Here is a 20,521-nt window from a genome sequence, read left to right on the forward strand (position 1 = left end):
ACTAACTTGCAAGGAACAAAGTAAAGGCCCGTTAATATCGGGCCTTTTAAATTTCATATTTTCTAACTGAGCGCTGAATTAATAACGCTTACATGCTTGATCAAATCCAGTCCTAAATCCGTTAAATAGCCACCATCAGGGCTATCAGTAATGCCTTTATCATAGAGGCGCTTTGCGGCATCCCTTATTGAAGTATCTGCATCTGAGTGGATTTTAATACCCTGCATTTGTGAATCACGCGGAAACTTTGCAAGAAGCGTTAACTCATCAAGCATATTAGTATCAAATTGCATGTGTTCTCCTTTTTATTATAGATATGTGTATTTTTATAGTAACAAGGATTAAGCTTAGTGTAGATATATAAAACTGCATACACAGAGGTACATTTTGAGTCTATTAAAGCATACGTTTTTAATGTTTAGTATTTTATTTTCAGTGAGCTCAATCGCAAGAGATAAGCCTGTTGTTGTATTTGATTCTCAAGATATATATGACCAATCAAAGCTGTGTTGGTATGACAACAAACGCTACACTGAGGGCGCAATTATTCAGATAGGTCAAAGCGAGCTCGTTTGTGCTGCAAAGCATACACACTTTAACAACAGCGAGTTATCTTGGTTAAGAATTGATAAAGATGGCAACATTATGAGACCACGTCCAGCCAAAACTATTCGTGTTAACTAGATCTGTAAATAGCAAAGGTAGCCGTTCTAAGTTAGAATGCACTGGTTTAAAGTTATAAAGAAGAGTCATGGACAATCAACCTAACAATCCTCTACATGGTGTTAAACTCGCTGATATCGTAACTAAGCTGCAAGAAAAGCTTGGTTGGGATGGTTTGGCGGCGCAAATTGATGTGCGCTGTTTTCAAAATGATCCGAGTGTTAAATCAAGCCTCAAGTTTTTACGCAAAACACCTTGGGCACGCGAAAAGGTAGAGCAATTATACATTGATACCTTTTCTAATACCTCTAACGATGACGACGCACCGTTCCAATGGAAAAGTATAAAAAAGTAGCGTTAAGCCTGCTCTGATGTTATCACCGAAAGTGATTTCGGTGATACTTCAACCACCAGCTTATCGGCTGTTTTAACTTCCCCGTCTATCACATAACTCAGCGGTTGATCCGCACTTATAGTCACTTCCCTCGCATTTGTGTGATGACTGTCAATCGCGAAACTTGTTTGCGTAATACTCGAGAAAACCAATTCGGCAATACTCAAGGTACTTGCTTTTGAATCTGTATTAGGTGTTAACCAATTCACATCTAATAGGCCATCTTGATGATCAGGCTGACCCGCTGACTGAGCCAACAAAGTAGTAAAAGGTGCTGCATTTGCCACAATCAAACTTGTGGTATTAATCACTTGCGGCTCATTACTGTCGATTGTCACTGTATAGTCCTGTGCTTCATGCTCTCCCAACGCCTGCCAAAAGCCTTGCAAGTACGCAAGTTGACCAGATTCATTCTTGGCTTCACGGTGCGCTTTTTCAATCATTTGTTGCTCGAACCCTACACCGGCTAAAAGTAACATTCTTTCGCCATTACAAAGCGCTGTATCAATGCGCGTCGCCTGTCCTTCTATGATTAATTCGCAGGCTTGCTCAACGGGAATAATTTTTGACTTAATTCCCATTAAAACATGGGCAAGCGCATTTGCTGTGCCAAGCGGGATGATACCTAGTTTACAATCTGTATTAACTAATACTGTGGCAACCTCTGTCACAGTTCCATCGCCACCACATGCAATGATTACATCAGGTTGTGACTTTATCGCTTCTTTGGCAAGCTCTGTTCCATTTGTATCCTTAGTGGTTGTATTTACAGTAAGATCATAATATTGCGATAACCGTGAGGTTATTTGCTTATTTTTAGATTCCCATAATTTGGTGCCCGAAACTGGGTTTGCAATTAACACAGCTTTATTTTTAATTAATAAATCGCCATTTCGATGACGACGAACTAGATGGCGCAATTGGCGCTTATTTAAATTTGCAGTTTCGCGGGTTTCTTTAATTTTCAATAGAATGTCGTGCACATCTGCATCTTTATTTTGACTTAACAGATAAGCAGCCATCACAAAAACGGAGCGTCCACGGCCAAGAGCACAATGAACGACAACACGGCGGTCTTGTTTAACCTGATGATGGATCCAGTTAATTGCTTGGTTTAATTGTGCCCTAGTTGGCACACTATGATCTAAAATTGGGATATTTAAATAACGAATATTTTCTTGAGTAGATGACCACTCAAGCCCATCAAATTCACATGTAACATCTAAAATAGCTGTTATGCCCATCTCTTTCATAGTGTCTATGTCAGAGGGGAATAAACGGCATGCTAAAAATAACTGCTCGTCAATTTGCTGTAATGGCGGAACTTTGTCATTTTTGCGAGACCAGGCATTGTATAGTTGTGCACCCATCAGAAAAGGGATAAATGCCCAGCGGATATAAATGGGAATAACGCCATTTTCACGCTTACGAAATATACGTGCCAAGTTAAAGAAATAAGCACCGCTTACGAGAAGTAAAGATAAAGCAGTCCAGTAAAAAAATAACGCAAAATAAATAGCCTTAACGCTCAACCCTGCAATTATAAATGCAATTCCCAGCGCCAAATAACTTATAGCAGCCCACATAATCACTCCTTGTTTTTCTAATTTATTAATTAAAAGCAAGTTTCAAACCAGTAATTTACTTAAACACTCATAATTAGAGCTAATAAAAACAGTGACTTAATAATTTAAAATAAATCTATCTTATAGTTTAGGTCATATTTTCACAAAATTATGAATAACTTACATAAGTGCATGAAAATAAATGAGCTAAAGTTGCCAAGTTGGACATCCATGCTAGGCTAACTAATAGAAAAGGTGTGGTTTTATTATTTAATTACAGTCTTTTCTCTAAAGGTAATGTTTTTTTGCATCTAAAAAGATGAGTTAACCGTTAACTAAATACAACAAGAACAACAGGAACTTTATGGACAATGATCAACTATTAGCACTGCTCAGTGCAACAGCAAAAGGTGATAAACGCGCTTTTGCTGATTTGTACCAGTCAACCAGTGCGAAGTTATTTGCTATCAGCGTAAAAATGCTGGGTAATCGAGCTCAAGCTGAAGAAGTTTTACAAGATGCTTTTGTTAAAATATGGCATAACGCCAGTGACTATCAGGTATCTAAAGGTGCTGTAATGTCTTGGATGATAAGTATCGTGAGGTATCGCTGCTTAGATCTGTTACGTCATAAAAAGGTACGTAAAGAGCAAAGTTTAACTGATGAGCAAGAGCAAGAAGATCTGACCTCCATACAGGTGTCCTATGAAGATGACTCAAAATTAGTAGACTGTATTGAACAACTTGATCCACAACAAAGACAAGTTATTCACTTGGCTTATTATAAGGGTTTGACTCATCATGAACTTGTTGATCATATATCGTCTCCTCTAGGTACTGTTAAAAGCTGGATCAGACGCGGGTTACAACAGCTACAAAGGTGCTTAACATTATGAATTATGAAAACCAAACACTTATTGATATGTTAGCCGCTGAATATGTGCTTGGCACTTTAAGAGGCCCTGCCCGTGATAGGTTTGCCAGATTAATGCTAACATCAACTCGTGCCAGAGAAGCAACATGGATGTGGGAGCAGCATCTTAACAACTTAGCAAGTTCCATTGAGTCTATCCCTCCTGATGATCATGTATGGGAAAAAATAGTTAGTCGTGTCGACCCAGATGTTATTCCTATTCACAGCAAAGCAAAAAAATCGAATTCATCGATACTCCAAGCATGGTCATTAATAGCAACTGCTGCATGTATTGTGCTTGCTCTGATCATTTGGCAGCCTCATGAGTCTGCAAAATCTCAAGCACAACAAATCGCATTATTCAAAAACCAAGAGCAAACACCTTTATGGTTTATTGATGTTCAACAAAATAACCTATCAGTGAAAGCATCTGCCGCGTTAATTCCTCGCACCGATAAGGATTATGAACTTTGGATGATAATAAAAGGGCAAGAAGCGCCTATCTCCCTTGGCCTATTACCAAAGTCAGGAAGAATAGAACTACCTAAGGATGCCCGCTTTAATGCGGATGACATAAGCTTACTTGCAGTCAGCCTTGAACCATTAGGGGGCTCCCCAAATGGCTCACCAACTGAGGTTCTTTACACCACAGAGCTAGTTGTTCTTTAGACTAATAAGCCGTGCTAAGCACGGCTTTTTATATTTTTGTTAAAAAACTTTAAAATTATTGCATCCAGTTAAATTACTAATACGTATTCACTATGACTTAATTTAAAAAACTAAGGATAAAGTCATGAAGAACGTAACTCCATCTCTTATTGCAATTGTAGTATGTAGTACCCTATTCAGCTCTCCAACTGAAGCTTCAAGTCATCGTGAAGCGCCAAACATCGCGCGCTTCCCGACATTAGATTCAACTGACTTTTACGCGTTTAATAGCTACGAAGAAGGTCGTGGCGACTATGTCACCTTTATCGCTAACTATATCCCACTTCAGGATGCATATGGCGGCCCTAATTATTTCGCTATGGATCCTGATGCAACTTACAGCATTCATATCGATAATGACGGTGATGCCATTGAAGATATGACTTTTGCTTTTAATTTCAAAAGCATGCTCCCTAATGACAATATGGGAGTTGCACTCACTGTGGGACCAGAAGGCAACCAAAGAACCGTGGCAGTACCTCTTAAAAACGTAGGTGGTGTCGCAGCTGGAAATGACGCTGCAGTAAATTTTAGTGAATCATATACTGTTAGTGTTATTTCAGGCCCACAACGTACCGGCACTAAAGCAATGCTGACCAATACCATGAACAGCAGTAATGAGTTTTACAAACCACTTGATTACATCGGTAACAAAACATTCTCATCGATGTCTGCTTATAAAGAATATGCAAACCAGTATATCTACACTGTTGCGATTCCAGGATGTAGCGGTATGGGTAAAGTATTTGTAGGCCAGCGTAAAGACCCATTTGTTGTTAACCTTGGTAAAACCTTTGATTTAGTTAATTATGTACCAGTTGAAGGCGACAGTGCCCCTGGAGCAGGTGACGGTAATGGCTTTCCGGGAGGTATTACGCAATCTGCAGACAATGATGATTTAGCAATGAAAAATGTCACTGCAATTGCAGTTGAAGTACCCAAAGCATGTGTCACCGGTGAAGGTAACGGCACAATTGGTAGCTGGACAACGGCAAGTTTACCTCAAGCACGCATTTTAAACCCAAATGCGTCATTTGCTAGAAATGCTGTGAACGGGGGTGCCTTAACACAAGTGTCTCGCCTTGGTAACCCACTTGTAAACGAGCTTGTCATTGGCCTTAAGGATAAAGACACTTTCTCTACATCTGCTCCTGCTGATGATGGTCAGTTCGCTGATTATGTAACACACCCTTCACTACCCGAGCTACTTAACATCCTATTTAAAGATGCAGTAAATACTACCTTAGGTACAAATATCGAAACCCTTGCACCAACCAACTTCCCTCGTGTTGACTTGGTAACTGCGTTTTTAACTGGTTTTCCAGGTGTAAACCAGCTTGCAACTGTAACACCATCAGAAATGCTACGTTTAAATACCGCTATTGCAGCAACGGCGCAGTCAGAACAATCCGCCTTTGGCGTAGCAGGTGATGATTTAGCTGGCTTCCCTAACGGTCGTCGTCCGGGTGATGATGTTGTTGATATTGCGCTTCGTGTTGTAATGGGTCGTTTGTGTTATCCAATCCCTGTCAACGGCACCGACACAGACTTAGGCTTATGCACATCAGATGATGCGAGTGTAGGTACTGTTCCATTCACAGATGGTGCACCATTGGATGCAAGTATGATGGATGCTAGTTTCCCTTATCTTGCAACGCCAATTGCTGGGTCTAAGTAAGGAGGCAATTATGTGTAAATTCAATCGTTCTACCTTACTCCTTAGCGTTTTTGCAGGCGTACTCGCAGGCTGTGGCGGTAGTGATAATGATGACAAAATGAAACCGACACCTGTAAACAATGCACCCAGTGCAATTGATGCAATGGTAACAACACAAACAGAAGTTGCTATTGAAGATATGCTAAAAGGGTCTGACCCTGACGGGGATGCACTCACTTACAGTTTAGTGTCAGAACCGAGCTTAGGTGATGTTGTTGTTAATGCTGATGGTAGTTATACGTATACGCCAAATCCAGAAACAACAGGCTCTGACAGTTTTGATTTTGCTGTGACTGATAGTAAAAACAGTCAAGCAACAGCCACTGTGAGTATCACCATTGAGGCGTTGCAAGTTGACTTTGCAACAATTGGCCGTGCTGCATTTAGTCAGAGTGCATCAGATAAACCATTGAGCCTAAACGGTCGTGTATTTACAAATACAGGCGCAGAGGCAAACTTTGATGATCTGGTTAGTGGAAATTAATTGCAAACTTGGCCATGGATGGCCTTTATAAGGATAAATCATGAAATTATTTTCTTTCTTCCTACTATTTACAGCAACGCTATTGCAAGCAGAGCCATATATACCAAACGACGAAGATGTAATAGCTAGTTCAAGAAGTCCTTTACCTGCCACATTAACAAAATACGAATTGGCAACGTTATTTGAGCAGAATCAATGGGCTGGTAAAACAGAATCAAACCAAGGCCTGTTAAAAAATTACTTATCAGAAAAAATTCGCGAAACTGATGACCCTGATATCCACTACTATTATGCACGCCTGCTGCAACGCGAGCACAAGTTCGAACTTGCTTTGGCGGTACTGAATGATTTATTGAAAAACGACCCTAGCCATGTGAATTCAATTTTACTAAAAGCAAATATTCTTAAAGTACAAGGCCAATTTGCAGCAGCAAATTCAAGTTGTTTATCGCTGATGGGTAAAGCCAGTATTGAGACAATTTCAACCTGCTCACTTGATGTTAAAAGCCAAATGGGTGATTTGGCAAAAAGCTATGAAGGCTTAAAAAAAATTATCAAAGAACGAAACATAAGCATGAATACACGCCATGTTCTTGCAGAAATGGCTTATCGATTAAACATGCCAGAGCAAACCTTACAGTATTTAAATGAAGTTAACTTAGCCAAAGCACCTGTCAGCTTAGTTGTGTTGTGGGCAAATGCGCAATTAGCACTTGGTAATAACGAAAAAGTGCTCGTGACACTTTCAAAACTTACAGCAGATGAAAGCAATCTAGAAGATGCTTTATTACTTCGCTTGGCACAAGCAGAACTAAATAAAGAAGACAGCCAATCAAGTAAGTGGCAAACACTGCTGAAAAAGCGAGTAACACTACGAGAATTAAGACAAGACACCTATCATGCCAGTGACCTTGCTTGGTATTATTTAATGATAAATCATGATCCTATAAAAGCCACTTATTGGGCAAACATTAACTGGCAGCATGCTAAGTTAGAGAGCGATAAACGCCTGCTCGAATTAGCGACCAAGAACAACTAGGAAATTACAATGAAACAGTCACTTTTAATTGCTTTAATGCTTTTTGCTTGTAGCTTTACGTTAAAAGCACACCAGTTAAGTACAGCCTATTTGAATCTCGAAGCTGATTCGACCGAGCAGTTAAAGTTATCGGGTTCTTGGCAGGTTGCCGTTGGTGATTTAGAACAAAAAATCCCCTTTGATTTAAACCAAGATAACGTGATTACATGGCAAGAAATTAAAACCAAACAATCGGCAATTACCTCTTATCTAAGTAATCATTTTTCTACAGTGCAATCTGCAGCGCCTTGCTTATTATCTTACAATGGAGAATTAAAAGTAGACTCTCACTTTAATCAATCATACATTGATGTCCCTGTTCAGATAATTTGCCCAAGCGCGTCTGCCGCAATTACCTTAAAATACACCGCGCTATTTGATATAGACTCAAATCATAAAGCGATTGCAGCTGTTGCTAATTCAAGCAGAGTGTTTAGTCAGAACAAACAATCGCAAGTCGTTAATTTCAATAAATCGAGTTACAGTGACACATTCATCGAATATGTCTATCAGGGCGTGTTACATATTTGGATGGGTGTCGACCATATTTTATTCCTTGTGGCTCTATTATTAACGTGCGTTCTCGTTAGAAATGATAAACGTTGGCAAGGGATTAATTCTAAAAAGAAAATAGCCGTGGATACAGCGTGGATCATCACCGCTTTTACACTCGCCCACTCAATCACATTGACAGCTACTGCATTGGAACTGGTATCACCTAATAGTCGTTGGGTTGAACTGGGAATAGCAATTTCAGTGCTATTTGCAGCGCTTAATAATATTTGGCCACTAATTGTTCGCTTAGGATGGGTAACCTTTGCATTTGGTCTTTTGCATGGAATGGGCTTTGCCAGCGTACTCGGTGAGCTTGGCTTATCTTCTAATTACCAATTGATGAGCATACTTGCATTTAATCTAGGTGTAGAGCTAGGTCAACTTGCAATTTTAGCTGTTTGCTTACCGTTACTTATTGCTATGCGAAATTATGATTGGTACAAAAAATGGGTCATGCCAGTAGGGTCAGTTGCGATTGCTCTTATCGCGTTACAGTGGTCAATAGAACGATTTTAAAAATAGAGGCGTATCGCGCCTCTATTTGATATTACTCAAAAGGGACTAACAAAGTCTTCATGGCGGGTTTTAGTGCCTTCATTATTTGCTCAGTATCAAGGGAAGGATTAAGCATCTTTCTGAGCAATAACCCGCCCATTACTGAAAACATTACTTCAATACGGGCATTTACCTCAGACAGCTCTGTGTCTTGCAAAGGACCTCTTTCACCGATTAGTAACTCACGCATAGAATCACGAGCATGGGTATCGGACTCTCTCAGTAAATTAGCCACTTTTTCATTGCGCGCAGCTTCAGCTAACATTTCTAAATCAAGCGCACCTTGGTTTAAATCAGTATGGCGTTCAACCCCTCGCTCTAGGCCATCGAGTAGCACCGTTACACGGTCACCGGGTTTATTAGCAAACTCTTTAAAGATAGAGAACATCTCTTCCATGTCGCGCTCGACAATAGATTCAATGATAGCTTCTTTACTCGCAAAGTAATTGTAGATATGGCCAGCACTCATACCCGCTGTTTTAGAAATTTCAGCCATACCCGCACCATGGTAACCTTTGCGTCGGAAACAATCAGCAGCCGCACAAAGCACTTGATTCCGTCTGGCCTCAGCAAGCGCAGGGTCGTTGTGTCTTTTGGTTTTTTGCGTCATTTTGTCTCCGAGGTAATGTGACGAGGGTTAACTATAACTTAAATAAGGTTTACATGATCTTAATCATTGCTTTGTGGTAAAACAACTAAGATCATGCAAGTCCTTAAATAAATTATGCAATTGATAGTTTATTGAGCAACCTGTTGGGCACTCCAGCCACCACCGAGGGCTTTGTAAAGGTTAATTTGGCTCGCAAGATACGCTTGCTTACCTAAAATTAACTGCTGCCCTGCACTATACCAATTACGTTGTGCATCCAGCACTTGCAAATAACTATCTGCACCTTTTTGGAAGCGTGCATCCGACAAGGTAAAAGACACCTCATTGCTACGATAAAGATCATTTAAAGCATCAAGCTGTTGTTTATAACCTTGACGGTCTGCAAGTGCATCAGACACTTCTTTAAACGCCTGCTGGATGGTTTGCTCATAACTTGTTAACGCAGCTTCTTGCTGTGCTTTAGCCACATCTAAGTTAGCCTGATTACGTCCCATATTAAAAATAGGTAAGTTAATCGAAGGTACAAAGCTCCATGTGCCTGAGCCTGAATCAAACAAATTATCAAGATCAGCAGAAGCTGTTCCAGCATTGGCTGTTAAACTAATACTTGGATAAAAAGCCGCTTTCGCAACACCAATATTTGCATTAGCAGCAAGTAGGTCATGCTCAGCAGCTCTTATATCAGGACGCTGTGTTAATAACTCAGACGGTAAACCAACAGGCACCTCAGGCATGTTAAGCACTGTATCAATACTTTGCGTAGGTAATAAATCGGCACTCACCGTTTTACCCACTAAAAAGTCTAAGGCATTTTTATCACGCTTAAGTAAGCGTTGATAATTTGCAATATCCACCTTTGCTGTTGCTACTGTGCTTTCTAACTGAGATAGCGTTAACTGTGAGGCAGCTCCCAATGCGAAAGTCTTTCGCGTTAACTCTAATGACTCTTGTTGTGATTTAAGCGTATCGTTAGCAAGCGCAAGTAACGCTTTATCAGTTGCGTAGTTTAGCCATGCATTAACCAGTTCAGATATCAAGCTGATGCGAACACTGGTCAAGCTATACTCTGCTGAATATAAGTTTTGCAGTGCCTGCTCAGACTGATTACGTACTTTCCCCCACAGGTCAAGCTCGTAAGCCGTTAAGCCAACCGTTGCAGAGTATTGCTCTGTGATTGTCGCTTGCCCTGTGTTAGATAAATCTGCTGGTAAACGCTGACGTGTGCCTGATGCATTTAAATCGATACTTGGATACAAATTTGAATCCTCGATTTGATACATAGCTCTCACCTGCTGCACATTGAGTGCAGCAGTTTGAATGTCTTTGTTATTCTCAAGCGTGAGTTGAATTAACTGTTGTAATTGTTCATCACTAAAGAATGTTTGCCAATGCAGCGCGTTTATATCGCCTTCACTACCCTCTACATCATAGTTTTGCGCAACGGGTAATTCACGTTGTTCAAGGTCTGGCGCCATATTACAAGCAGAGAGTAACAAAGCTGCCACAGAAACAGAAACGAGTTTAAGGGTCATTATGCTTGCTCCTCATTTGTCGCTTTATGCTTACCAGGGAAGATACGACGTACCAATACAAAGAATAACGGCACAAACAACACCACAATACTTGATGAAGCAAGCGTACCGCCGATAACCGCAATACCTAGTGCATTTTGAGCACCCGAGCCTGCACTTGAGGCTATTGCAAGGGGTAATACACCACATACAAACGCCATTGAGGTCATAAAGATCGGGCGTAAACGTAGACGAATAGCTGCCACAGCCGCATCAACTAACTTCATTCCTTCATCCATTTTATGAATAGCAAATTCAACAATAAGAATGGCATTTTTGGATGCTAAACCTATGGTGGTTAATAGACCTACCTGTAAATAAATATCATTCGATAAATTAAATACAAATGACGCAACTCCTGCACCAAATACACCCAATGGTACAATTAGCATTACAGCAGCAGGCACAGACCAGCTTTCGTATAATGCGGCAAGACACAGGAATACAACTAATAATGAAAGTGCATACAATAATGGAGCTTGACCGCCGCTTAGGCGCTCTTCATAAGAAATGCCGGTCCATTCAAAGGCAACACCTGGCGGTAATTTCTTAACAATTTTTTCTACTTCAATCATTGCTTGACCAGTACTATAACCCGGCGCAGCTGCACCTTGGATTTCCATAGCTGAAAAACCATTATAACGTTCTAGTCGTGGTGAGCCATACGTCCAGAATGAACGTGCAAATGCTGTAAATGGCACCATATCACCTGCAGAGTTACGCACATACCATTCATCCAAATCTTCTGGAACCATACGTGATTCAGGGATACCTTGCAGATACACTTTCTTAACGCGTCCACGGTCAATGAAGTCATTTACATAACTACTACCCCAAGCGGTTGATAGCGTGTTATTTATATCAGCCTGTGTTAAACCCAGTGCCTCAGCTTTAGCCAAATCAATATCAAGTTCAAGCTCTGGCTTATCTTCTTGACCATTAGGACGTACACCTGAAAGCACAGGGTTTTGAGCCGCCATACCAAGGAACATATTGCGCGCTTCAAGTAACTTGTCATGCCCCAAGCCAACACGATCTTGTAGGAATAAAGTAAAACCATTTGCCGTGCCTAGTTCAACAACAGCGGGAGGTGGAAAAGCAAATACAAAAGCTTCTTTAATAGTTGAGAAAAAGCCCATTGCTTTACCAGCTACTGCACCAACAGATAGATCGTCACGTTGACGTTCATCCCAATGCTTTAAGCCAACGAAGCCAATTGCAGCATTTTGCCCAGAACCTGCAAAACTGAAGCCTGTTACTGTAAAGATAGAGCGAACAGCTTCAGATTGGTCTTCTAAAAAGTGGCGCTCCATCTTTTCAACAACTTTTAACGTTTGTTCTGTTGTTGAACCTGCAGGTAAGCTAACTTGGTTAAATAAAATCCCTTGGTCTTCATCTGGCAAGAAAGCAGATGGCAATTGCGAGAAAATAAATACCATGCCACCAACAATCAAACCATAACAAAGTAAGTAACGTTTGCTGTGCTTGATCATGCGTGACACGAAGCTTTGCGCACCATTATTGGTTTTATCGAATCCTCGGTTAAATCCTAAGAAGAAGCGGCCAAAAAGTGATTTATCATTATGGACATGGCTAGGCTTTAACATAGTTGCACATAAAGCAGGTGTTAAAATTAACGCCACCAATACCGATAAACTCATTGCTGTAACAAGGGTGATCGAGAATTGACGATAAATAACGCCTGTAGAGCCCGCAAAGAATGCCATCGGAACGAACACCGCTGAGAGCACCATAGCAATACCGACAAGCGCACCTTTAATCTCATCCATCGATTTACGTGTTGCTTCCAGTGGAGATAAGTTCTCTTCGGTCATTACACGTTCCACGTTCTCAACAACAACGATGGCATCATCAACAAGCAAGCCGATTGCCAGTACCATTGCAAACATGGTTAATGTGTTAATTGAATAACCAAACACCTGCAAAATCGCAAAGGTTCCTAGTAATACAACAGGCACCGCTATGGTTGGAATAAGTGTGGCTCTAAAATTCTGCAAGAATAAGTACATTACTAAGAATACCAATACAACGGCTTCAATTAATGTACTGACTACTTTTTCAATTGATAATGATACGAATGGCGTCGTGTCGTAAGGAACAACAGTTGTTAGCCCTTCAGGAAAAAATGGCTCAAGCTCAGCAAGTGCTGCTTTTACACCATCGGCAGTATCAAGTGCATTTGCACCGCTGGCAAGTTTAACACCTAAACCAGAGGCTGGTTTACCGTTAAAGCGCGCAACAACGCCATAGTTTTCGCCACCAAGCTCCACTTCTGCCACATCGCTTAAGCGAACAACTGAACCATCTGCATTCGTTTTTACAAAGATATTTCTGAATTGCTCTGGTGTTTGTAAGCGGCTTTGTGCGGTTACTGTGGCATTCAATTGCTGACCATCAACTGCAGGCAGCGCACCGAGTTGACCAGCGGAAACCTGCGCGTTTTGAGCACTAATCGCAGCGCTGATATCCGCTGGTGTTAGTGCGTATTTTTGCAGTTTTGATGGGTCTAACCAAATTCGCATGGCATATTGTGAACCAAAAAGCTGAACTTCACCAACGCCGTTCACACGGGAAATAATATCAAGTACATTCGATGAAACATAATCACCGATATCAATATTATTCATGCTGCCATCTTCGGATACAAAGCCCACTACCATTAAAAAGTTTCTAGCAGACTTAGCAACAGAGACACCTTGACGCTGCACCTCTTGCGGAAGTAATGGTGTTGCAAGTGACAACTTATTTTGTACTTGAACTTGCGCTATATCAGGGTCCGTATCAGCACTAAAAGTCAATGTTAATGTCGCTGAACCATTCGATTCTGAGGTAGACGACATATATAACAAGCCATCAAGACCCTTCATCTTTTGTTCAATAACCTGGGTAACCGTATCTTCTAATGTACGGGCCGACGCACCTGGGTAATTGGCTTGAATACTGATTGCTGGTGGCGCAATTGATGGATACTGTGCAACCGGCAAACTTCTAATTGCTAGAATACCTGCCAGCATGACTACAATGGCAAGTACCCAAGCAAATATGGGCCGATCAATAAAAAATCGTGACATTAAGTTTCTCCGTTACTGGCTATTTGCAACTGACTCAGCAGGCATAGGATTAACAGGTGCACCTGGTCTAATTTTCTGAAGACCTTCAACAATCAGCTTATCGCCGCTTTGTAGTCCCTCAGTCACTAACCAGTTAGCACCGACTGTACGGTCTGTTTTTAAAATACGAGGCTCAACTTTGTTATCTTTACTTACCACCATCGCAGTTGGCTCACCTTTAGTATTACGGCTTACTCCACGTTGTGGAGCGAGGATAGCGTCGTTCTTAACGCCTTCAACAACAACAGCACGTACATACATTCCCGGTAATAACAATTTTTCAGGATTAGGAAATTCAGCACGAAGAGTGACAGAGCCTGTGCTTGGGTCAACAGTCACTTCAGAGAACTTAAGTGTCCCTTTATGAGCATAAGTGGTGCCGTCTTCCATTTTTAGCTCAACTTTAGAATGCTGTACGGCATCTTTATCAAGCTGGCCTGTTGCAATTGCTTTTTTAAGACGGGTTAATTCACTGCTTGATTGCGTTAAATCCACAAAAATAGGATCAAGTTGTGTAATTGTCGCTAATGCCGTTGCCTGATTCGCACTGACAAGTGCACCCGCTGTAACATCTGACTTACCAATTTGACCGCTAATAGGTGCTAACACTTTGCTGTAGTTCAAATTAATTTCTGCAGTTTTTAATTGTGCTTGAGCTGTCAACAAATCTGCTTTAGCGCCTTTGTATGCTGCATCAGCTTCGTCATAATCTTGTTGACTCACTGCTTTAATATTTAACAGTTCTTTATAACGCTCTGATTTAGCTTTTGCATTTGCAATACTTGCTTCTGCTTTTGTGATTGCCGCTTTACTTGTTGCTACTTGCGCTTCAAACGTCGATGGGTCAATTTGATAAAGGGCTTGGCCTTTTTCAACCTCAGCACCTTCAACAAATAAACGCGATTGTATAATGCCGTTCACTTGCGGTCTTATTTCAGCGATACGAGACGCTGATACGCGACCAGGAAGTTCTTTTGTAAGTGTAAGTGGTTTGCTTTGCATCTCAATTACACCAACAGGAACCGCTTGAGCTGCCTGAGTCTGCCCTTGAGCCTGTTCTGATTGGCCGCAGCCTGATAAAAAAACAGCACCAGCAAGAGCTGACACTGCAAAAAATGGAATGCGAGAGCGCTGCATGTTTAAATCCTTAGTTTAGAGTGAACGATCATTCTAAACTAAAAAGCACGCAGATCAAGCGTCTTTAAACTAATTTACATTAAATAAAAAGCTTGCCTTAGAGCGTGTTTTTTGTGCAATAAATAATTACTATTCGCAGATTTGCGGTTATAACTGATAATTTTGATTATAAAATCGTTTTAAAACTATCAGTTAGAGGCCGTTGACTAATCGCCTAAGCAAATGCCCATTGCACGAGCACTTGTAATTAACGAATGTTCTGAAGGGATAACACGATATTCTGAAGTTGCTTCTTTTAAACTGATCGGTTTAATTTCACCGTCTTTACTAACAGGGATAAAACCAAATCGCCCCTGCTTAACTAGCTCGAATGCCTGCACACCAAACTCTGCTGCTAACACCCTATCAAACGCATTAGGTGTACCGCCGCGTTGAATATGACCTAACACGGTTACTCTGACATCAAGGTCAAGCGCAACTCGTATTTGTGAGGCAAGCTGCTCAGCAATACCACCAAGCACTGGGTTTTCGTAGCCAAATTCATTTGATTGTTTACTAACAACACCACCAGCAAGGGATTTTGCCCCTTCTGAAATGACAATATTGGCGAATCCATGGCCTTTATCAAAACGTGATGTTAGTTTGGCTTTAATCGCTCCAATATCGTAGGGAATTTCTGGGATAAGCGCCACTTCTGCACCAGCAGCAATAGCTGAATGCAAACAAATCCAACCAGCATCGCGACCCATTACTTCGGTAATAATCACTCGGTTATGGCTTTGCGCTGTTGGTATTAAGCGGTCTATCGCTTCTGTGGCGGTGTCGACGGCAGTCTGAAAACCGATTGTATAATCAGTACCATATAAATCATTATCAATGGTTTTTGGTACGCCTACGATATTTAAACCATGTTCAAACAAGTGCTGAGAGACTTTATGAGAACCATCACCACCAATATTGATAACCGCATCAAAACCAAGCTCTGCTAGCTTCTCAATTAACTCCTTAGAACGGTCAACTAGTAGGTGTTTACCATCAACATTTATAGGAAAGGCAATGGGGTTGCCCTTGTTCACCGTTTCCAATATTGTTCCACCACGAACATGAATGCCTGCAATCAGCTCATTTGTAAGGTGGACAATGTCGTTCGGTGTTTCTAATACCCCGCAGTAGGCTCTTCGGCTACCATATACTTGCCAGTTACCATCATGTTCAGCGGCTTTGACAACCGCTCGGATCACCCCATTGAGACCAGGGCAATCCCCACCACTTGTTAATAGCAGTAATTTTTTCATACATTTTCCACTGACGCTAAAGCACTTTTTACAGGTTAGCTTATATTAGTAAGAAAAGTGTATGACCTAAATCAACTCAATAACAAAATCTATACAGACATTAAGTTAAAAAACTAAAAGGTCTTAATAGAAAATGCTAGGTTGCTTATAGCACACCCTGTTTGTGAATTATTAAGACGATGATACTCTGTATTTTTATTTGCATTAAGAGCAAGTAAAAACTCATCTTGTTGCGCTACTGCTTGTTTTTCTTGTGTTAAGCAAATAGCTTGCAATAAAGAACGCAATTTTTCAGCTTCAAAAATATTTCCAAATCGCTGCATGGGTAGTGGTGGAATTTTGATTGTAGGTAGCGCCTTATCTGTCGAACTTTTTGATAAAGTAAAATCATTATCCTTAACCTCGATGACAGCCCCCGTCGGCCAATAGTCTATTAGACCTTTATTTTCACCCTCTGACTGTATATGCGTTACACCACTTTGACCAATAACGGTCATTAAGCGAGTATCAGTAGAATGGATCATAACAAGCGCAGTTGCTTCATCAATTCCAAAGCCATTTCGCTGGCCTGTTGCATTTAAAATGCTCATTAGCCTAGGCATACGATTATTTTCACTAAATTGACTATCAACAGGGCCGTAATTGAATGTTCCGAGTCCGCCAATAGATGAGTAAATAAGTCCACCTGTTGCTTGCTCGTTCACACAGCCCGTACATGCTTGCTCTATGGGCTTGTCTCTCAGTGAAGTAATACCGTCACCACTAATTATGCTAGGCACAAAACCGAATGTATTCCGGCCACCTGCTTGTAATAAACTACTGACTCCAGTTGACATAATCACTGGACGAGATTGCAAATCATCAAACCAAGGCAGTTTATTGCCTTTGTTATCAAACAAAACTTGTTGCAGGTTTGTTTGCTGTTCATCGTTAAAGATCACAGCCGTTGCCGACTGAATTTTTTCCCGCACAGTTTTTATACCAGCGTCACACAAAGCTTGTTCAGCTAATACCCTATCTGCGTAGACTTGTTGACGGTTATAAACATGCATTGTTGCTTGGCGAATATTTTTTAAATCAGCACATTGATTACGTGTAATAGCAAACGCTGAGGCTGGTGTTAACGCAAGCCACTCTGTTTTGATTCCTTTATTTTCAAAAAGCGACTCGTAAAAATCTGCTGAAGCATATGGGTCACGATCTGCTGCTGTTATAACAAGCACTGTTGGCGTTTGACTCGAGACTTTTATACTTGCACCAACAAAGTCAACAATATCTGAGTTCGCCTGTTCTCGGTTAAGGTCATTAAAAACCTGCTCTTTTAGTCTATTCCCATTAGAATCGAGAACAGCTACTTCGAGCATATCCAACATAAAGTTAAACTCATGGCTGCTAAGTTGACTCAAGCTTTCATTGTCAATATCACGCCACGCCCATAACAAAGCTGACTTTGTCACTGTCTGTGAATGACTTTTAGCCAACTTGCTGAGTACCTGAATTACGCGTTTACGGTGTGATTCGTTATTACTCGGCCATGCGTTTTCTAATTCTGTTAAAGCACGCTCTGTGATCTTAAATTGAGCTGCTTGTTTACCTTGTAGCTCGTTTTGATTTGTACAGTAATGAGTTTTGGCACTACTACATACATTAAGGGCACCACCAACCATTACTAAGGTTTGATTTTTTGATGATTGCGCAAAACTTGAAATCGATAATATTGATAAACAAGCTATGAATGTGGTCAGAAAAATACGAGACAAGGTTTTAAAAAGAAACATAAAAAATCTTTTAGTATTAAAGGAGCTAAGCCGCAGTATACAGATTTTTCATTACACTTAAAATAATGACGAAGGCGCTTACGCGCCTTCACTTTCAGTCACTCGTGAAACAATTAACTGTTCGATTTTCACGCCCTCAACATCAACTATTTCAAACTTGTATCCGGCAAAATTGATAAACTCTGCCCGCTTAGGTAAACGTTTCATGGTGTAAATCAAAAATCCTGCGACGGTTTCATAATGAGATTGTTCAGGGAACTCTTCAATTTCAAGAACTTTAGCGAGTTCAACTACGGGTGTAAGGCCATCCACCAGCCAAGAGGAGTTATCACGTTTAATAATGAGCTCTTCACCTTGGTGAGTGATCAAGTCGCCCATAAACCCTTTCATTAAATCTTTAACAGTGACAATCCCCACCATTAGCGCATACTCATTTACTACAACCGCAAATGGTTCTGCTGCTTTTTTAAAGGTATTAAGTGCTTCTGAAAGACTCAAAGTTTCTGGTAAGTAGAAGACATCACGAGTAATTAGTTCGCTGTCAATTTCAGCGTTTTGCCCTTTGAGCACTTTACGAAGGATATCTTTAGACTCAACAGAGCCAATTAATTTATCTAAACTACCGTCACAGACTAAAAAGTGATTATGTGGATGCTCAATAATTTTTGTAGCAACCTCTTGTGCATCTGCTCTAACATCAAAATAAACAATCTGATCCCTTGGTGTCATCACACTGGATAAAAAGCGCGCTTCTAAATCAAACACATTACCAATCAATTGATATTCTTGCTGCTGAAGACTGCCATATTCAGCCCCCGCTTCCATCATCGCAACAATATCTTCGGTAGTAACAATATCCTCACGTTCAGCAGGCACCTTAAAGGCACGCAAGATAACATTCGTTGTACCATTAAAAAACATAACAAACGGCGTTAAAGCAAATGTGACCCAACGCATAATTGACACAACTCTGACAGCGACAGCTTCAGGCATAATCATCGCTAAACGTTTTGGTAATAAATCAGCAAATAAAATAAATAAAGAAGTAATACTTAAAAACGAAATCAAAAAACTAATTTGACTAAGCAAAGGACCTTGGTAAATCATCACAAGGATTTGCTCTATATAAGGCGACAATGCCTGCTCACCGACAATACCACCAAGAATTGCAATCGCGTTCAAAGAAATTTGAATCATTGCAAAAAATGCCCCTGGGTTTTCCTGCAAAGCGAGAACCGCTTGGGCTTTGTTATTCCCTTCATCAACCATGACTCGTAATTTAATTTTCCGTGAAGCTGCAATGGCAATTTCGCTCATCGCAAATAATGCACTTATGAAAATTAAGAAAACAATAACGAGCAGATCACTCATTTTAAAACTCCTAAAAAAACAGGCGCATTGAATTTTTCAATGCATAATACTTTTTGCACGTTTTCACGCTGAGTAACCTGATTAAACTGTCTTACATTTAAAATGTTTAACACTAGAAAATCGGTTATTTGGGTTTGCGAAATTGTTCAAAAAGCAGCTGATTATAGCTAGTTTACTATAATCAACAAGCCTATTTTGCTTGGTTCGATGAAAAGGCGTTAGTTAATTTTTCTAAGGTGGTGCTTTCAAGATTTTTATTACAAGCAAAGTACAAATCTTGATAATCGGTAGGAATTTTATAAATAGCTTTTAGCAATGAAAGGGTTTTATCTTTTTTAAGCTCATAATTGAATTGTTCATCGCTAAGCACAACCATATCAATGCTAGAGCGGCGGCTTTTGAGAACATCATAAATGTTCTCAAAGCTATCTAGCAAAATAAGCTGATTTTGTTCATTAAAACCATGTTCAGACAAATATACGTGGCTGTAGTTGTCTTTTAAGACTGCTATTCGGTATTTTTTTGCTTGCTCTAGGTTTTCAATTTTAACCTGTTGTGACTTAAAACTATAAAAAGAAGCTGTGAAATTACCTAGCTTTGCAACCCAGCTAAACTTATCTTCTCTGCTTGGTAATCTAGCAATGGAGAATATACACGTTTTTTCATCTCGTAAGGCGGCATTATATGATATGGGCCATGCATTTACTGACAACGTATACTCAACACCACTTTTCTTTAAAGCGTTAGTTACTTCTTCAACCACAGTCCCTACAAGAACACCTTGCGCATTCTGATATTGAAAACTAGGAAGATTTTCTGTCACAACGGTGATTGCTGCAAAGCAAGGTTGCAACAACATAGCAAGTGACAGAATAATAGGTTTGAGCATAAATTGACTATACCAAAAAGTTATAATTATTTTTTATATAAATATAGTCTGAAGTGTAAGATTTGGAAATAAAATTTGAAGTACCTAATGATAGGTGAAAGGCAAACT

General features: G+C 40.3%; 18 protein-coding genes. 8 read left to right on the plus strand and 10 right to left on the minus strand.

What is annotated here, in order from left to right; translation table 11 throughout:
• Positions 1–62: 62 nt before the first annotated feature.
• The gene (locus NYF15_RS02445; RefSeq protein ID WP_130152096.1) at positions 63–293 is read right to left on the minus strand and encodes a TIGR02647 family protein; all 231 of its coding nucleotides are present in this window, start codon (positions 291–293) and stop codon (positions 63–65) included.
• Between the two features lie 121 nt (positions 294–414).
• Between NYF15_RS02445 and NYF15_RS02450 the strand changes: the two genes are divergently transcribed.
• On the plus strand, positions 415–684 hold the full coding sequence (locus NYF15_RS02450) for a DUF1496 domain-containing protein (RefSeq protein WP_130152097.1): 270 nt from the start codon (positions 415–417) through the stop codon (positions 682–684).
• A gap of 67 nt (positions 685–751) precedes the next feature.
• Positions 752–1,018 carry a VF530 family protein gene (locus NYF15_RS02455; protein ID WP_237118853.1) on the plus strand — a complete coding sequence of 89 codons (267 nt, stop codon included), beginning with the start codon at positions 752–754 and terminating at the stop codon, positions 1,016–1,018.
• Positions 1,019–1,020: 2 nt separating this feature from the next.
• On the opposite strand, the gene NYF15_RS02460 is transcribed toward NYF15_RS02455, so the two are convergent.
• Positions 1,021–2,643 carry a diacylglycerol kinase family protein gene (locus NYF15_RS02460; protein ID WP_371352675.1) on the minus strand — a complete coding sequence of 541 codons (1,623 nt, stop codon included), beginning with the start codon at positions 2,641–2,643 and terminating at the stop codon, positions 1,021–1,023.
• 343 nt (positions 2,644–2,986) lie between these two features.
• On the opposite strand from NYF15_RS02460, the gene NYF15_RS02465 reads away from it, so the two are divergent.
• From NYF15_RS02465 to NYF15_RS02490, 6 genes are all read left to right on the plus strand, one after another.
• Positions 2,987–3,517 carry a sigma-70 family RNA polymerase sigma factor gene (locus tag NYF15_RS02465; protein ID WP_062567927.1) on the plus strand — a complete coding sequence of 177 codons (531 nt, stop codon included), beginning with the start codon at positions 2,987–2,989 and terminating at the stop codon, positions 3,515–3,517.
• Positions 3,514–4,203: an anti-sigma factor domain-containing protein gene (locus NYF15_RS02470; RefSeq protein ID WP_130152100.1), complete on the plus strand. Its 690-nt coding sequence runs from the start codon at positions 3,514–3,516 to the stop codon at positions 4,201–4,203. The genes NYF15_RS02465 and NYF15_RS02470 overlap by 4 nt, the downstream gene beginning before the upstream one ends.
• Positions 4,204–4,327: 124 nt before the next feature.
• Positions 4,328–5,920, plus strand: a complete 1,593-nt coding sequence (locus tag NYF15_RS02475; protein ID WP_371352676.1) for a DUF4331 domain-containing protein — start codon at positions 4,328–4,330, stop codon at positions 5,918–5,920.
• A gap of 10 nt (positions 5,921–5,930) precedes the next feature.
• The gene (locus tag NYF15_RS02480; protein ID WP_130152102.1) at positions 5,931–6,443 is read left to right on the plus strand and encodes an Ig-like domain-containing protein; all 513 of its coding nucleotides are present in this window, start codon (positions 5,931–5,933) and stop codon (positions 6,441–6,443) included.
• Between the two features lie 40 nt (positions 6,444–6,483).
• A complete protein-coding gene (locus NYF15_RS02485; protein WP_371352677.1) occupies positions 6,484–7,482 on the plus strand; it encodes a tetratricopeptide repeat protein in 999 nt (332 codons plus the stop codon).
• A gap of 9 nt (positions 7,483–7,491) precedes the next feature.
• The gene (locus NYF15_RS02490; protein ID WP_371352678.1) at positions 7,492–8,592 is read left to right on the plus strand and encodes a HupE/UreJ family protein; all 1,101 of its coding nucleotides are present in this window, start codon (positions 7,492–7,494) and stop codon (positions 8,590–8,592) included.
• A gap of 31 nt (positions 8,593–8,623) precedes the next feature.
• Here NYF15_RS02490 and NYF15_RS02495 read toward each other — a convergent pair whose 3' ends face one another.
• The 8 genes from NYF15_RS02495 to NYF15_RS02530 form a co-directional block, all read right to left on the minus strand.
• Positions 8,624–9,241, minus strand: a complete 618-nt coding sequence (locus NYF15_RS02495) for a TetR/AcrR family transcriptional regulator (protein ID WP_237118857.1) — start codon at positions 9,239–9,241, stop codon at positions 8,624–8,626.
• 128 nt (positions 9,242–9,369) lie between these two features.
• Complete coding sequence (locus NYF15_RS02500) at positions 9,370–10,773, minus strand: efflux transporter outer membrane subunit (protein WP_341804823.1); 1,404 nt, start codon at positions 10,771–10,773, stop codon at positions 9,370–9,372.
• Positions 10,773–13,904, minus strand: coding sequence for an efflux RND transporter permease subunit (locus NYF15_RS02505; RefSeq protein ID WP_130152107.1), 3,132 nt, complete (start codon positions 13,902–13,904; stop codon positions 10,773–10,775). Before NYF15_RS02505 ends, NYF15_RS02500 begins: the two co-directional genes overlap by 1 nt.
• A gap of 12 nt (positions 13,905–13,916) precedes the next feature.
• Positions 13,917–15,080 (minus strand): efflux RND transporter periplasmic adaptor subunit, encoded by a 1,164-nt coding sequence (locus tag NYF15_RS02510; protein ID WP_371352679.1) that lies wholly within the window; start codon positions 15,078–15,080, stop codon positions 13,917–13,919.
• Between the two features lie 206 nt (positions 15,081–15,286).
• The gene (locus NYF15_RS02515) at positions 15,287–16,375 is read right to left on the minus strand and encodes a 6-phosphofructokinase (RefSeq protein ID WP_371352680.1); all 1,089 of its coding nucleotides are present in this window, start codon (positions 16,373–16,375) and stop codon (positions 15,287–15,289) included.
• 113 nt (positions 16,376–16,488) lie between these two features.
• A complete protein-coding gene (locus NYF15_RS02520; protein ID WP_371352681.1) occupies positions 16,489–18,153 on the minus strand; it encodes a cyanophycinase in 1,665 nt (554 codons plus the stop codon).
• A 78-nt stretch (positions 18,154–18,231) separates the two neighbouring features.
• Positions 18,232–19,524, minus strand: a complete 1,293-nt coding sequence (locus NYF15_RS02525; RefSeq protein ID WP_341804818.1) for a hemolysin family protein — start codon at positions 19,522–19,524, stop codon at positions 18,232–18,234.
• Positions 19,525–19,714: 190 nt separating this feature from the next.
• Entirely contained in the window at positions 19,715–20,413 is a 699-nt protein-coding gene (locus NYF15_RS02530) for a substrate-binding periplasmic protein (protein ID WP_371352682.1), read from the minus strand.
• Between the last annotated feature and the right edge of the window lie 108 nt (positions 20,414–20,521).

The organism is Pseudoalteromonas sp. 68 DY56-GL68, assembly GCF_041414825.1.
In the GTDB taxonomy this organism is placed as follows: domain Bacteria; phylum Pseudomonadota; class Gammaproteobacteria; order Enterobacterales; family Alteromonadaceae; genus Pseudoalteromonas.

What these genes read in the sequence shown, in the direction of transcription:
- NYF15_RS02445 (WP_130152096.1), bottom strand. Translation starts at nt 293, where the DNA reads ATGCAATTTGATACTAATATGCTTGATGAGTTAACGCTTCTTGCAAAG.
- NYF15_RS02450 (WP_130152097.1), top strand. Translation starts at nt 415, where the DNA reads ATGTTTAGTATTTTATTTTCAGTGAGCTCAATCGCAAGAGATAAGCCT.
- NYF15_RS02455 (WP_237118853.1), top strand. Translation starts at nt 752, where the DNA reads ATGGACAATCAACCTAACAATCCTCTACATGGTGTTAAACTCGCTGAT.
- NYF15_RS02460 (WP_371352675.1), bottom strand. Translation starts at nt 2,643, where the DNA reads ATGTGGGCTGCTATAAGTTATTTGGCGCTGGGAATTGCATTTATAATT.
- NYF15_RS02465 (WP_062567927.1), top strand. Translation starts at nt 2,987, where the DNA reads ATGGACAATGATCAACTATTAGCACTGCTCAGTGCAACAGCAAAAGGT.
- NYF15_RS02470 (WP_130152100.1), top strand. Translation starts at nt 3,514, where the DNA reads ATGAATTATGAAAACCAAACACTTATTGATATGTTAGCCGCTGAATAT.
- NYF15_RS02475 (WP_371352676.1), top strand. Translation starts at nt 4,328, where the DNA reads ATGAAGAACGTAACTCCATCTCTTATTGCAATTGTAGTATGTAGTACC.
- NYF15_RS02480 (WP_130152102.1), top strand. Translation starts at nt 5,931, where the DNA reads ATGTGTAAATTCAATCGTTCTACCTTACTCCTTAGCGTTTTTGCAGGC.
- NYF15_RS02485 (WP_371352677.1), top strand. Translation starts at nt 6,484, where the DNA reads ATGAAATTATTTTCTTTCTTCCTACTATTTACAGCAACGCTATTGCAA.
- NYF15_RS02490 (WP_371352678.1), top strand. Translation starts at nt 7,492, where the DNA reads ATGAAACAGTCACTTTTAATTGCTTTAATGCTTTTTGCTTGTAGCTTT.
- NYF15_RS02495 (WP_237118857.1), bottom strand. Translation starts at nt 9,241, where the DNA reads ATGACGCAAAAAACCAAAAGACACAACGACCCTGCGCTTGCTGAGGCC.
- NYF15_RS02500 (WP_341804823.1), bottom strand. Translation starts at nt 10,773, where the DNA reads ATGACCCTTAAACTCGTTTCTGTTTCTGTGGCAGCTTTGTTACTCTCT.
- NYF15_RS02505 (WP_130152107.1), bottom strand. Translation starts at nt 13,904, where the DNA reads ATGTCACGATTTTTTATTGATCGGCCCATATTTGCTTGGGTACTTGCC.
- NYF15_RS02510 (WP_371352679.1), bottom strand. Translation starts at nt 15,080, where the DNA reads ATGCAGCGCTCTCGCATTCCATTTTTTGCAGTGTCAGCTCTTGCTGGT.
- NYF15_RS02515 (WP_371352680.1), bottom strand. Translation starts at nt 16,375, where the DNA reads ATGAAAAAATTACTGCTATTAACAAGTGGTGGGGATTGCCCTGGTCTC.
- NYF15_RS02520 (WP_371352681.1), bottom strand. Translation starts at nt 18,153, where the DNA reads ATGTTTCTTTTTAAAACCTTGTCTCGTATTTTTCTGACCACATTCATA.
- NYF15_RS02525 (WP_341804818.1), bottom strand. Translation starts at nt 19,524, where the DNA reads ATGAGTGATCTGCTCGTTATTGTTTTCTTAATTTTCATAAGTGCATTA.
- NYF15_RS02530 (WP_371352682.1), bottom strand. Translation starts at nt 20,413, where the DNA reads ATGCTCAAACCTATTATTCTGTCACTTGCTATGTTGTTGCAACCTTGC.